Origin of the sequence: Serratia sp. MYb239, from assembly GCF_002966855.1 — a bacterium.
GTDB lineage: Bacteria > Pseudomonadota > Gammaproteobacteria > Enterobacterales > Enterobacteriaceae > Serratia_B > Serratia_B rhizosphaerae.
The window spans coordinates 923,534-936,994 of the sequence record NZ_CP023268.1; the positions used below are offsets into that span (position 1 = coordinate 923,534).

The following is a 13,461-nucleotide window of genomic DNA, read 5'->3' on the forward strand; positions in this document are numbered from 1 at the left end:
GCTTGTTGGCTTGTTGGCTTGTTGGCTTGTTGGCTTGTTGGCTTGTTGGCTTGTTGGCTTGTTGGCTTGGCAGGCCGCTGCCGTCGTCAGGAAGGCGGGCGCGCCTGAGCGCGCCCTGGGGATTAATCGTGGCGCAGAAAATCGTCGGCATCGCGCCAGGCAGGGAAGGCGGTGTGATAGATCTGCAGATTCTCCAGCGACAGATCGGCGTCCAGGCGCGCGGCAGCACCGGCATCGGCGCTGGCCAGCGTCTCTCCCTGCGGGCTGATAATCAGGCTGTCGCCGCTGTAGCTCAGCCCGTTGCCGTCTTCGCCGACCCGGTTGCAACCGGCCACGTAAGCCTGGTTTTCAATGGCGCGCGCCGCCAACAGCGTTTGCCAGTGCTGGCTGCGCGCCGCCGGCCAGTTGGCGACGTACAGCGCCAAATCATAATCCTGCTGGCAGCGCGACCAGACCGGGAAGCGCAGGTCGTAACAGATCTGCGGTAAAATCCGCCAGCCGCGCCATTCAAAGATTTCCCGTCGTTTTCCCGCTTGATAATGCAGGTGTTCGCCGGCCATGCGGAACAGATGGCGCTTGTCATAAGCGTGCACCGTGCCGCCCGGCTCCACCAGCAGAAAACGGTTCACCGCCGCTTTGTCGGTTTTCAGCGCCACGCTGCCGGCGATGGCCGCATTGGTTTTGATCGCCCAGCCGTGCAGCCAGTTAATCACCTGGCGTTCGGGCAGCGCGCTTTCGCCGGCGTCCATAGCAAAACCGGTGGTGAACATCTCCGGCAGCACGATCAGATCGTGGCCGTGAATATCGGCCAGCAGCCGGTCGAAATGCTGCAGGTTGGCCTGCCCGTCGCGCCATACCAGCGGTTGCTGCAACAGGGTAATTTTTAAAGTCGACATAACCGCTCCGCAGCCGCATCCAGCGTGTCATCCTGTTTGGCAAAACACAGCCGGATCAATTTATGAGGGAAAGGATCGGCGCAGAACACCGACAGCGGGATCGCCGCTACGCCCACCTGTTCCGTTAACCAGCGGCAGAACGCCACGTCGTCCAGATCCGACACGGCTCTGTAATCCGCCAGTAAGAAGTATGTACCTGCACACGGCAGAATTTCCAGCCTGCTGCGGCTTAACGCCTGCACAAAGCGGTCGCGCTTGGCGCGGTAAAACGCCGGCAGCTGACGCCAGTGCTCTGGCTCGGCGCGCAGCATGTCCGCCAGCGCCAGCTGGGCCGGGGTATTGACCGCAAAGGTCAGATACTGATGCACCTTGCGCACTTCGGCGCTCAGCGCGGCCGGCGCGACGCAGTAACCCACTTTCCAGCCGGTCATATGGAAGGTTTTACCGAAGGAAGAGACGGCGATCGCCCGCTGGCGCAGCTGGGGATGGGCCAGTACGCCGGCGTGGCCATTATCGGCAAAGCAGATATGCTCGTACACTTCATCGCTGAGCACGTAGATTTCCTGCCCGGCAATGGCCTGCCACAGCTGCTGTAAATCTTCGGCCTGCCAGACGGTGGCGGACGGGTTGTGCGGCGTATTGACGATCACCAGCCGGGTGCGCGACGACAGCTGTTCGCGGAACTGCCGCCAGTCGACGTTAAACGCCGGCGGCTGCAGAGCGATGCGTTTGAGAATGCCGCCGTACAGCTGCACAGCCGGGGCGTAGCTGTCATAGCTCGGGTCGAAGCAGATCACTTCATCGCCCGGCCGCACCAGCGCGCTGATGGCGGCGAACAGCGCTTCGGTGGCGCCGGCGGTGACGGTCACTTCCGTCCCGGCGTCCGGCCGCCAGCCATAAAGCTCGGCGGTTTTGTCGGCGATGGCCTCGCGCAGCGGCGCGACGCCGGTCATCGGCGCGTACTGGTTGGCGCCCTGTTCGACGTGCCAGGCCAAACGCTGCTTTAAATAGCCCGGGCCGTCGAAGTCGGGGAAGCCCTGCGACAGGTTAATCGCCTGATGCTGCTGCGCCAGCGCGCTCATCTGGCTGAAAATGGTGGTGCCGAGGGCGGGCAGTTTACTGTCGGGAGTCGGTGCGGAAAGCGTCATAAGCGATGTGGTGTCCCATTATGCTGATGTTGCTGACAATATAGCACGATGCTAGTATCTGGCAATCAAGACGTTTAGATGGCTATATCTGTGAGGCGGTCGCCGAATCGCATCGGCGCTGCCATCCGTACCTTTCACTGCGGGATACTCATGAGCGAAAACGAGCAACTCAGCGCGCTGCTGGCCGTTTGCCACTGGATTGGCGACAAAGGCTGGTGCCCGGCTACCGGCGGCAATATGTCGCTGCGCCTGAATGACGAACACTGCCTGGTGACCGAATCCGGCAGGGATAAGGGCAGCCTGCGCGAGCAGGATTTTCTGCGGGTGGAGATCGCCAGCAATGCCGCGCCGGACGGGCGCACCCCGTCGGCGGAGACCGGCCTGCATACGCTGCTGTATCGTCTCTATCCGCAGGTGAACGCCGTCTTGCATACCCACTCGGTCAATGCCACGGTGTTGTCGCGGGTGGAAAAGGGCAGCGCGCTGCGGCTGCAGGGTTATGAAATGCAAAAATCGCTCAGCGGCCAGCGCAGCCATCAGGACGAGGTATGCATCCCGATCTTCGACAACGACCAGGATATTGCCCGGCTGGCGGCGCAGGTGTCGGCCTATGCCGAACAGACGCCGCTGGCGTACGGTTTTCTGGTTCGCGGCCACGGGCTGTACTGCTGGGGGCGGCAGGTGCAGGAAGCGCGCCGTCACCTTGAAGGGCTGGAGTTTTTATTCCAGTGTGAACTGCAACGTCGTTTACTGGAGGCGCAATGATTCGCGCGATTGTTACCGATATTGAAGGCACCACCAGCGATATCCGCTTTGTGCATCAGGTGCTGTTTCCCTACGCCCGCCAGCATCTGGCCGATTATGTACGCCGCCATGCGGACGACGGCGAGGTGGCCGAGGCGCTGGCGGCGCTGCGGGCAGAGATCGCGCAGCCGCAGGCCGATGCCGAGCAGCTGATCGCCGCTCTGTACCGTTTTATGGATGAAGATCGCAAATCCACCGCGCTGAAGGCGCTGCAGGGCATCGTCTGGCGCAGCGGTTACCACAACGGCGACTTTCGCGGCCATCTCTATCCGGAGGTGGCGACGCAGCTGGCGGCGTGGCAGCGGCAGGGTATCGGACTGTATGTCTACTCCTCCGGCTCGGTTGAAGCGCAGAAACTGCTGTTCGGCTACAGCGAAGCCGGCGATCTGCAGCCGCTGTTCAGCGGTTATTTTGATACCCGCGTTGGCGCCAAACGCGAGGCGGGTTCATACCACAATATCGCCGCGGCCATCGGCCTGGCGCCGTCCGAACTGCTGTTCCTGTCGGATATCCGCCAGGAGCTGGACGCGGCGCACGACGCCGGCTGGCACGGTTGTCAGCTGATTCGCGGCGAGGACGATCCACACAGCCGCCACCCGCAGGTTAACCGTTTTGATCGTATCGACTTAGGGGAGTTTTGCTGATGAGCGCCTTGACCATTTATAGCGATGAACAGCCGCAGCAGCCGCTGTGGCAGAGCCGCGACGGCGAGCAGATCCGCCGGCAGCTGGAGCAGGTCGGCGTGCGTTTCGAACGCTGGCAGGCGGATCGCGTGCTGGAGGACGATCCGCAGCCGGAGGCGGTGATCGCCGCCTATCAGCACGCCATCGATCGGCTGGTGGCGGAAAAGGGCTACCAAAGCTGGGATGTGATCGCCATGCGCCCGGATCATCCGCAGCGCGAGGATCTACGGCAGAAGTTTTTATCGGAACATACCCACGGCGAAGATGAGGTGCGTTTCTTTGTCGAGGGCGCCGGGCTGTTTTGCCTGCATCTGAACCAGCGGGTGTATCAGATCCTGTGTGAAAAAAACGATCTGATCTCGGTGCCGGCCTATACGCCGCACTGGTTTGATATGGGCGCCGCGCCGCATTTTACCGCCATTCGCGTGTTTGATAATCCGCAGGGCTGGATCGCGCAGTTTACCGGCGATCCGATCGCTGACGCGTTCCCGCGTCTGGATTAACGCGCCGGGTGATCAACAGGGCTGCATAATCAGCCCTGTTACAGCGTTACCCCAGCGCCCGCTGGAAAATCCCCGCCTTGACCTGCTGCGGCGTAATCACGCCGCTGTCCAGCACCCAACCGCTAATCAGCGCTGACGGCGTTACGTCAAACGCCGGGTTATACACGTCGGCGTATTCCGGCGCCCAGCGGCACTGGCCGAAGCTGCCGCTGACGCCGGCCACTTCCTCGGCGGCGCGCTGCTCAATCGGAATGGCGGCGCCGTCGGCGCAGGCCGGATCGTGCGTGGTGTGCGGTGCGGCGACGTAAAACGGAATGCCGTGATAGTGTGCCAGCACCGCCAGGCTGTAGGTGCCGATCTTGTTGGCGACGTCGCCGTTGGCGGCGATGCGATCGGCGCCGACCCACACCGCATCGACCTGTCCCTGCGCCATCAGGCTGGCGGCCATCGAATCGCAGATCAGCCGGTAGGGGATGCCCAGCTCGCCCAGTTCCCAGGCGGTCAGCCGGCCGCCTTGCAGCAGCGGACGGGTTTCATCCACCCACACGCGTTCCACTTTGCCCTGCTGGTGGGCGCGCAGCAGCACGCCAATCGCCGTGCCGATGCCGGCAGTGGCCAGCCCGCCGGTGTTGCAGTGGGTCAGCAGCCGGCTGCCGGGGGCGACCAGCGCAGCGCCGTGGTCGGCGATGCGGTCGCACAGGGCGCGATCTTCTTCCACCAGCCGCCAGGCTTCCGCGCTTACCGCCGCGCGCCACGCCGGCTGCGCCAGCGCCTGCTTAATGCGATCCAGATTATTCATCAGATTAACGGCGGTCGGCCGCGCCGCCCGCAGCGTGCTCAGCGCCTGCATGACGTCGTCGCGGGCGAGGCCGCGCTCGGCCAGCAGAGCCAGCAGCAGGCTGGCGGACAGCCCGATCAGCGGTGCGCCGCGCACGCGCAGGGCGTGGATATGGCCGACGAGTTCTTCAACGCTGTCGCTGGCAAGCCAGCGTTTTTCCTGGGGCAACGCCTGCTGATCGAGGATCCACAGCCGGTTGTCGCGCAGTATCAAACTGGTGGTGTTAAGAGGGCGCATAGCAGTTAAATCCTTGTTACGAGCGTATTGCATCTGTAGCGCTATTCTGCCAACATGATTTTCGGATGTATAGATGTCCAAATGCCTTTACGTCTAAAAAAATAAGATCCTGTTTGTCAGTGATACCAGAGGGGTTGAGATGTCGCTTTACCGTACCTTTACGGCAGCCGATGCCGTTGAATACGCCCGCCAGTTCGGACAACTGGCCGATCCGCACACGCTGGTCAGCGCCGAGGAGATCGGCGACGGCAACCTGAACCTGGTGTTTAAAATCCGCGACCGGGAAGGCGTCAGCCGGGCGATCGTCAAGCAGGCGCTGCCGTACGTACGCTGCGTCGGTGAGTCCTGGCCGCTGACGCTCGACCGGGCGCGCATTGAGGCCCAAACGCTGCTGACCCATGGCGAGTTCTGCCCGCGCCATACCGTGCGCGTACTGCATCATGACGCGGAGCTGGCGGTGATGGTGCAGGAAGATCTCTCCGACCACCAAATCTGGCGCAACGCGCTGATCGCCGGGCATTACTATCCGTTGGCGGTCGGCCAGCTGGCGGAGTATCTGGCGCAGACGCTGTTTCATACCTCTGATTTTTACCAAAATGCGCAGCAGAAAAAGGCGCAGGTCAGCCGCTTTACCAACCCCGAGCTGTGCCAGATTACCGAAGATCTGTTTTTCAGCGATCCTTACTGCGACCACGAACGCAATCAGTTTGACGAAGCGCTGCTGCCGCAGGTACGCGAGCTGCGCCACGACGCGGCGCTGAAGCTGGCGGTCGCCGGGCTGAAGCACCGTTTTCTCAGCAAAGCCGAAGCGTTATTGCACGGCGATATTCACAGCGGCTCGATATTTGTTGCCGAAGGGCGGCTGAAGGCGATTGATGCCGAATTCGGCTTCTACGGGCCGATCGGCTTCGACGTTGGTACCGCGCTGGGCAACCTGCTGCTGAACTACTGCGGGTTGCCGGGGCTGCTTGGCCCGCGCGACGCCGCCGCCGGCCGCGAACAGCGGCTGCAGGACGTGCGCGAGCTGTGGCTGATTTTCGCCGACCGCTTTCTGGCGCTGTGTCAGCAAAAGACGGAAGATGCCGCGCTGGCGACGTCCGGCTATGCGGAGCGCTTCCTGCAGCAGGTATGGCAGGATGCGGTGGGCTATTGCGGTACCGAACTGATTCGCCGCACCATCGGCCTGGCGCACGTCGCCGATCTGGATGCGATTGAGGATGCTGATATGCGCGCCGAATGCCAGCGTAACGCGCTGAGCCTGGGACGGGCGCTGATCGTTAATGAGCCGCAGATGGCCAATGTCGATGAGCTGCTGGCGCGTATTCGCCAGCACAGTTAAATCGCGGCGGGTTGCGGCGATCAAAAAAGGGGCGAAGATCGCCCCTTAATGATTACCGCGTGTGTTTACGCCGCTTCAGTATGCGGACGGCGTTTCTCCTGCGGCTGCGGCTTTTCCGGCTGCTGCGCCGCCAGCGCCTCCGGTGCGAAGTCATCCACGTTGATCGAACGCAGACGGCTCTCTTCGGCCTTGGTCAGGATGCGCGCTTCCTCATCGCTGATCTTGCCTTCTTCCAGTGCGCGCTGCGCCAGACGATCCAGCCGGGTGAACGGCAGGTTTTTACCGGCCTCTTTACACAGGCGGGCATGAATCGGCTCGGCGGCGATCACATCCACCAGCGCCTCTTCCAGCAGGCCGATCGGGTTGTGCTCGCTGGCGGCCAGGTACTGCCCGCGTCCCAGACGGCTGCGGGTGGCGGACGGTTGCTGCAGGATCTTTGCCAACTGATGATCCAGACGATCGGACGGCGCCTGATGCACGCGGCCGAACGGCAGGATCACCAGCCGCAGCGCCCCGGCGATAAAGCGGTTCGGGAAGTTGCGCAGCAGATCGTCCAGCGCCTGCTCGGCCTGATGCAGACAGTCCTGCACGCCCCAGTGCACCAGCGGCAGATCGTCCTTCTGACGTCCTTCATCTTCAAAACGTTTCAGCGTGGCGGAGGCCAGATACATCTGGCTGAGAATATCCCCCAGGCGTGCGGAAATGCGTTCGCGACGCTTCAGATCGCCGCCCAGTACGCCCATGGAGACGTCCGACAGCAGCGCCAGGTTGGCGCTCAGGCGGTTCAGCTGCTGATAGTAGCGGCGGGTGGCGTCTTTGGTCGGCGAGGCGCTGGTGCGGCCGTTGGTCAGGCCGAGCCAGAAGCTGCGTACTTTGTTGCTGCCCACGTGGCCGAGGTGGCCGAACAGCGCCCGGTCGAAATCGGCCAGATCGTTGTTCTGCGCCGCCGCCATTTCCTGCAGGACGTAAGGATGGCAGCGGATCGCCCCCTGACCGAAGATCATCATGGTACGGGTCAGGATATTGGCCCCTTCCACGGTGATGGCGATCGGCGCGCCCTGATAGGCGCGGGCCAGGAAGTTGGATTCGCCCAGCATAATGCCCTTACCGCCGGCGATATCCATGGCGTCAATCGTTGACTGCTGACCGCGGTGGGTACAGTGGTATTTGACGATCGCTGACAGCACCGCCGGTTTTTCGCCCTGCACCAGCGCATAGGTAATCAGCGAGGCGGCGGCATCCATCACATAGGTGTTGCCGGCGATGCGCGCCAGCGGTTCTTCGATCCCTTCCATCTTGCCGATGGCGATTTTGAACTGACGGCGGATATGGGCGTAGGCGCCGATGCCCAGCGCCAGCGATTTCACGCTGCCGGTGGAGTTGGAAGGCAGCGTGATGCCGCGACCGACCGACAGACACTCAACCAGCATGCGCCAGCCCTGACCGGCCATTTTCGGCCCGCCGATAATGTAGTCGATCGGGACGAAGACGTCGGTGCCGCGCGTCGGGCCGTTCTGGAACGGAATGTTCAGCGGGAAGTGGCGGTTGCCGATCTCCACGCCCGGCGTGCTGGTCGGGATCAGCGCGCAGGTGATGCCCGGCGCTTCGTCGTCGCTCAGCAGGTGATTCGGGTCGTACAGTTTAAACGCCAGGCCGAGCACGGTAGCCACCGGCGCCAGCGTGATATAGCGCTTGTTCCAGGTCAGGCGCATGCCCAGAACCTGTTCGCCTTGCCACTCGCCCATGCACACGGTGCCGACGTCCGGAATGGCGCCGGCATCCGAACCGGCCTCAGGGCTGGTCAGCGCGAAGCACGGGATCTCTTCGCCGCGCGCCAAGCCCGGCAGATAACGGTTTTTTTGCTCTTCGGTGCCGTAATGCTGCAGCAGCTCGCCCGGGCCGAGGGAGTTCGGTACGCCGACGGTGATCGCCAGAATGCCGGACACACCCGCCAGTTTCTGCAGCACGCGCGCCTGGGCGTAAGGTGAGAACTCCAGCCCGCCGAACTCTTTCTTGATGATCATGGCAAAGAAGCGGTGCTCTTTCAGGTATGCCCACAGCTCCGGCGGCAGATCGGCCAGCTCATGAGTGATCTGGAAGTCGTTGGCCATACGGCAGGCTTCTTCCACCGGGCCGTCGAGGAACGCCTGCTCTTCGGCGCTCAGCTGCGGCTGCGGATAGTTATGCAGCTTGTTCCAGTCCGGCGCGCCGCGGAACAGATCGCCTTCCCACCAGGTGGTACCGGCGTCGATCGCCTCTTTCTCGGTGGTGGACATCGGCGGCATCACTTTACGGAACGCTTTTAACGCCGGTGCGGACAGCCAGCCGCGACGCAGTGACGTCACGTTCAGCGGCAGCAGGATCACGGCCAGCGGCAGCAGCATCCAGAAACTCCACAGGCCGATAACGCCCATGACGGCGGTATAGGCCAACAGCAGCAGGCTGCTGAGGGTCAGATTTACCCGGTGGTAGAACAGCACGCTGATAAGCGCCAGTAGCACAACAATACTAAGAACCATCATGATTACAGCTCCTAAGTCGTAAGAGGTCTGACCTGTTTGGTGTATAGATTGGTTTTAGTTCAGGCGATTGTTTTTATCAATGCATTTACACTTTAATTACAACTCAGGTCACAAACTGACAGCACCAAAGGTCAAAAAACGCAGGCGCTCCTCAACCGATGCGTAGTTTCGCGCGCAGTGCTTCTCGGTTTTTCCCCGATCCGTTACACTGCAAGGCGGAAGATTGACGATAAAAAGAGGCTATCTCATGTACCACGACCTGATTCGCAGTGAACTGAATGAAGCGGCGGATACGCTGGCGAAATTTATCAGCGATGACGCCAACATCGACGCCATTCAGCGCGCCGCCGTATTGCTGGCCGATTCCTTTAAAGCCGGCGGCAAGGTGATCTCCTGCGGCAACGGCGGTTCGCACTGCGACGCGATGCATTTCGCCGAAGAGCTGACCGGCCGCTACCGCGAGAACCGTCCGGGCTACCCGGCGATTGCCATTTCCGACGTGAGCCACCTGTCCTGCGTCAGCAACGACTTCGGTTATGACTATGTGTTCTCCCGCTATGTGGAAGCCGTGGGTCGCGAAGGCGACGTGCTGCTGGGCATCTCTACCTCCGGCAACTCCGGCAACATCATCAAGGCGATTGAAGCAGCGCGCGCCCAAGGGATGAAGGTGATCACCCTGACCGGCAAAGACGGCGGTAAAATGGCCGGTTCCGCCGATGTGGAAATCCGCGTGCCGCACTTCGGCTACGCTGACCGCATTCAGGAAATCCATATCAAAGCGATTCATATCTTGATTCAGCTGATCGAAAAAGAGATGGTTAAGGCTTAAGGCCGACGGGGGCCGCGCGTCCCCGTCTTCATGATGTAGGGGCGCAGGGCGCCCACTATGAAGGAGTGGTTTTCGATGTGTGAACTGCTCGGGATGAGCGCGAATGTGCCGACCGATATCTGTTTCAGTTTTACCGGCCTGGTGCAGCGCGGCGGCCGCACCGGTCCGCATAAAGACGGTTGGGGCATCACCTTCTATGAAGGCAACGGCTGCCGCACGTTTAAAGATCCGCAGCCCAGTTTCAATTCGCCGATCGCCCGTCTGGTGCAGGACTACCCAATCAAGTCCTGCGCGGTGATTTCGCATATCCGCCAGGCCAACCGCGGCGAGGTGGCGCTGGAAAATACCCATCCGTTTACCCGCGAGCTGTGGGGACGCAACTGGACTTACGCGCACAACGGCCAGCTGAAAGGCTACCGTAACCTGGAAACCAGCACCTTCCGCCCGGTCGGCCAGACCGACAGCGAATATGCATTCTGCTGGCTGCTGCACCAGCTGTCGCTGAAATACCCGCGTACGCCGGGCCGCTGGCCGGCGGTGTTCCGCTATATCGCGCTGCTGGCGCAGCAGCTGCGCAGTAAAGGCGTGTTCAATATGCTGCTGTCGGACGGCCAGTACGTGATGGCCTTCTGCTCGACCAATCTGTACTGGATCACGCGCCGCGCGCCGTTTGGCAAGGCGACGCTGCTCGATCAGGACGTGGAGATTGATTTTCAGCGGCAGACCACGCCGAACGACGTGGTCACGGTGATTGCCACCCAGCCGCTGACCGGCAATGAAACCTGGCACAAGATTGAGCCAGGCGAGTTTGCCTTATTTCACTACGGTGAGCGGCTGCTGTGACGGGCTGAACGGGTTGCCTGACTGCGCGCCGGAGGTGGTTGCCGGCTGCGTTGTCGAGGCGAACAGCGTATTCGACTGCCCGCCGTTCATCAGCGGTTTGCCCAGCACATACTGGCCGTTGGCGACCTGCATGGTCGGCGGCTGGTGGTTTTTGACAAAGTAGTCATAGCCCGGCTTCAGCTGACGCCAGAAGCTGGCGTACACCGAGGAGCGGTGGCGTATCATGTTCTGTTCGGTCATGCGGAACGGGTAGATGCTGATATCTACCAGACGCTGGCCGTTGTTGAACGCCGCCGCCACATAGCGGTAGATCTCATCCATATAACCGTTGGTCATGGCGTAGCAGCCGATGGATTTACATTCGCCGTGGATCATCAGGTAGGCGCCGGAATAGCCCTGCGCGCGGTCGTACGCATTCGGGAAGCCGATATTAATCGCCCGATAATAGCGGCTGTCGGGTTTCAGATGGCGCACGTCGACGCTATAAAAGCCCTCGGGACTCTTAAAGTCGCCCTGGACGCGTTTCGGCCCCAGTCCGCCGGAATAGTTACAGATCGGAAAACTATTCACCAGACGGAACTCATTGCCCATCTTGGCGTAAAGTTCTAACGTCCGCTCTTCTTTAAATATCTGGATATAGACGGGCGAACCCATTAATTGCTGTTTAACAACCGGTGTTTCAGGCACCTGCTCGCTGGCGCTGCAGGCGGTGATCATCGGCATAGAAACCAGCATCGCAAATAACAGCGCGATTCTGCTCATTAAATTATTCCTGCTATACCCCGTCATAATCCCGCGCCATACCCGTGCCGGCCATAGTGCCGCGCTTCCCGCCGCAGGCCATGGCCTGTTGCGGAACCGATGCCCGGTCGCCGTCCTGGTGTGACTTGAATTATTCAGGATAAATATTTATGTGCCGACGGTGATTAACCGTCCGCGTGCCACTGACTTTTTGTTGCATTTACGCCACGCCAGATTACCAGCGTGTTTATATTTAGCAATATAGGATATGTATAAAAAAACTACAAAGCTCGATAAAAGTGAATTAACTGCCAATTTTTAACGATTCATGCAGGAAATAAGCAACAACTTAATTCCGTTTGCTTGACTCAGGTCACTGACGAATGGAGAAAAATGTTGCGAAAAATGTTACCATCTTCGGCTTGATACCGCTGGGCTGTGGCCAGCAGGTCGGGTATTGGCAAGCAAACAAACCGTTCGCGTTCAGCGGCTGTTTCGCCAGTGGCGAAGCAGCGTTGCGCCGGTTGAATTGTGGGTGAGGGAAGGGGGCGTCAATAACAATGGAAGTGCTGTTCTCTACTCATAGCGTCAATACGCGAGAATTCATGTTGAATACGGCGTTGGAGTATTCAACCCGGAGGCGACGTGTGGCGTCTCATCATCCTGGCATTGTCCGTACTGGCCCTGGCCACGACGACATGTGAAACCATAAAAACATCGTATAAATCCTATGATTAAAATCAGAAAAGGGTTAGACCTGCCGATAGCCGGAGCACCGACTCAGGCGATTCAGGACGGCCCGCATCTCAAGCACGTGGCACTGCTGGGGGAGGAGTATATCGGTATGCGTCCCTCCATGCTGGTGCAGGAGGGCGACAGCGTTAAGCTTGGTCAGGCGCTGTTCGAAGATAAAAAGAACCCCGGGGTCTTATTCACCGCGCCGGCCGGCGGCAAAATCGTCGCCATCAACCGCGGCGAGCGTCGCGTCCTGCAATCGGTGGTGATTGCCGTTGACGACGACGCGCAGCAGGAAACGTTCGCCCATTACTCACCGGCCGATCTGGCGCAGCTGGAACGCGGCATGGTAGAAGGCGAGCTGCTGAGCAGCGGCCTGTGGACCGCGCTGCGCACCCGTCCTTTCAGTAAAACGCCGCGTCCGGGCAGCACGCCGCGCGCCATTTTCGTCACCGCTATCGACACCCAGCCGCTGGCCGCCGATCCGCAGGTGATCATCGCCGAGCAGCTGGCGGCGTTTAACGCCGGCCTGACGGTGCTGACGCGTCTGACCGACGGCAAGGTGCACGTCTGCCAGGTGGCCGGCGGCAAACTGTCCGGCGCCGATAACGCGCAAATCACCTACAACGAGTTCGCCGGCCCGCACCCAGCAGGGTTGGTAGGCACTCACATTCACTTTATCGAGCCGGTAAGCATCAAGAAAACCGTGTGGCATATCGGCTATCAGGATGTGATCGCCATCGGCACGCTGTTCACCACCGGCAAACTCGACACGCGTCGCGTGGTTGCCCTGGCCGGGCCGCAGGTTGAACAGCCGGCGCTGCTGCGCACCCGTCTGGGCGCCAGCCTGGATGAGCTGACCGCGGGCCGCCTGAAAGACGGCGAAAACCGTGTGATCACCGGCTCAGTGCTGAGCGGCACGCACGCCGTCGGCCCGAAGGCCTACCTCGGCCGCTTCCACAGTCAGGTGTCCGTGCTGGAAGAAGGGCGTGAAAAAGAGCTGCTCGGCTGGGTGCTGCCTTCGTCGAACAAGTTCACTATCACCCGTACCACGCTGGGGCACTTCCTGAAGAACAAACTGTTCGCCTTCTCCACCAGTACCAACGGCGGCGAACGTTCCATGGTGCCGATCGGCAACTACGAGCGGGTGATGCCGCTGGATATTCTGCCGACGCTGCTGCTGCGCGATCTGCTGGCGGGCGATACCGACAGCGCGCAGTCTCTGGGCTGCCTGGAGCTGGATGAAGAGGATCTGGCGTTGTGCACCTTTGTCTGCCCGGGCAAGTATGAATACGCTCCGGTGCTGCGCGACGTGCTGACCAAGATTGAGCTGGAAGGATAAC

General features: G+C 60.9%; 12 protein-coding genes. 7 read left to right on the plus strand and 5 right to left on the minus strand.

The features are described from left to right. Positions 1-122: 122 nt before the first annotated feature. Together CLM71_RS04355 and CLM71_RS04360 are read right to left on the minus strand one after the other, a co-directional pair. Complete coding sequence (locus CLM71_RS04355) at positions 123-896, minus strand: amidohydrolase (protein WP_105229913.1); 774 nt, start codon at positions 894-896, stop codon at positions 123-125. Further along, positions 884-2,044, minus strand: coding sequence for a pyridoxal phosphate-dependent aminotransferase (locus tag CLM71_RS04360; RefSeq protein WP_105229914.1), 1,161 nt, complete (start codon positions 2,042-2,044; stop codon positions 884-886). Before CLM71_RS04360 ends, CLM71_RS04355 begins: the two co-directional genes overlap by 13 nt. 150 nt (positions 2,045-2,194) lie before the next feature. On the opposite strand from CLM71_RS04360, the gene CLM71_RS04365 reads away from it, so the two are divergent. The 3 genes from CLM71_RS04365 to CLM71_RS04375 are packed head-to-tail and all read left to right on the plus strand — an operon-like array spanning position 2,195 to position 4,034. Next, on the plus strand, positions 2,195-2,809 hold the full coding sequence (locus CLM71_RS04365) for a methylthioribulose 1-phosphate dehydratase (protein ID WP_105229915.1): 615 nt from the start codon (positions 2,195-2,197) through the stop codon (positions 2,807-2,809). Further along, complete coding sequence (mtnC, locus tag CLM71_RS04370) at positions 2,806-3,492, plus strand: acireductone synthase (protein ID WP_105229916.1); 687 nt, start codon at positions 2,806-2,808, stop codon at positions 3,490-3,492. The genes CLM71_RS04365 and mtnC overlap by 4 nt, the downstream gene beginning before the upstream one ends. Then, positions 3,492-4,034: an acireductone dioxygenase gene (locus CLM71_RS04375; protein ID WP_105229917.1), complete on the plus strand. Its 543-nt coding sequence runs from the start codon at positions 3,492-3,494 to the stop codon at positions 4,032-4,034. The genes mtnC and CLM71_RS04375 overlap by 1 nt, the downstream gene beginning before the upstream one ends. Before the next feature lie 46 nt (positions 4,035-4,080). Here CLM71_RS04375 and mtnA read toward each other — a convergent pair whose 3' ends face one another. Then, the gene (gene mtnA, locus CLM71_RS04380) at positions 4,081-5,109 is read right to left on the minus strand and encodes an S-methyl-5-thioribose-1-phosphate isomerase (protein ID WP_105229918.1); all 1,029 of its coding nucleotides are present in this window, start codon (positions 5,107-5,109) and stop codon (positions 4,081-4,083) included. A gap of 139 nt (positions 5,110-5,248) precedes the next feature. Here mtnA and mtnK point away from each other — a divergent pair, with 139 nt between their 5' ends. Next, positions 5,249-6,448, plus strand: a complete 1,200-nt coding sequence (gene mtnK / locus CLM71_RS04385; RefSeq protein ID WP_105229919.1) for an S-methyl-5-thioribose kinase — start codon at positions 5,249-5,251, stop codon at positions 6,446-6,448. Between the two features lie 65 nt (positions 6,449-6,513). Here mtnK and fadE read toward each other — a convergent pair whose 3' ends face one another. After that, a complete protein-coding gene (fadE, locus tag CLM71_RS04390; RefSeq protein ID WP_105229920.1) occupies positions 6,514-8,970 on the minus strand; it encodes an acyl-CoA dehydrogenase FadE in 2,457 nt (818 codons plus the stop codon). A 247-nt stretch (positions 8,971-9,217) separates the two neighbouring features. Here fadE and lpcA point away from each other — a divergent pair, with 247 nt between their 5' ends. Continuing rightward, on the plus strand, positions 9,218-9,799 hold the full coding sequence (gene lpcA / locus CLM71_RS04395; RefSeq protein WP_054306523.1) for a D-sedoheptulose 7-phosphate isomerase: 582 nt from the start codon (positions 9,218-9,220) through the stop codon (positions 9,797-9,799). 75 nt (positions 9,800-9,874) lie between these two features. Beyond that, complete coding sequence (locus tag CLM71_RS04400; RefSeq protein ID WP_105229921.1) at positions 9,875-10,642, plus strand: class II glutamine amidotransferase; 768 nt, start codon at positions 9,875-9,877, stop codon at positions 10,640-10,642. On the opposite strand, the gene dpaA is transcribed toward CLM71_RS04400, so the two are convergent. Beyond that, positions 10,613-11,404, minus strand: a complete 792-nt coding sequence (gene dpaA / locus CLM71_RS04405) for a peptidoglycan meso-diaminopimelic acid protein amidase (protein WP_105229922.1) — start codon at positions 11,402-11,404, stop codon at positions 10,613-10,615. The two genes, CLM71_RS04400 and dpaA, sit on opposite strands and share 30 nt — an antisense overlap. Before the next feature lie 709 nt (positions 11,405-12,113). On the opposite strand from dpaA, the gene CLM71_RS04410 reads away from it, so the two are divergent. Further along, positions 12,114-13,460, plus strand: a complete 1,347-nt coding sequence (locus CLM71_RS04410; RefSeq protein WP_105229923.1) for a Na(+)-translocating NADH-quinone reductase subunit A — start codon at positions 12,114-12,116, stop codon at positions 13,458-13,460. The last annotated feature ends 1 nt before the right edge of the window (position 13,461 follow it).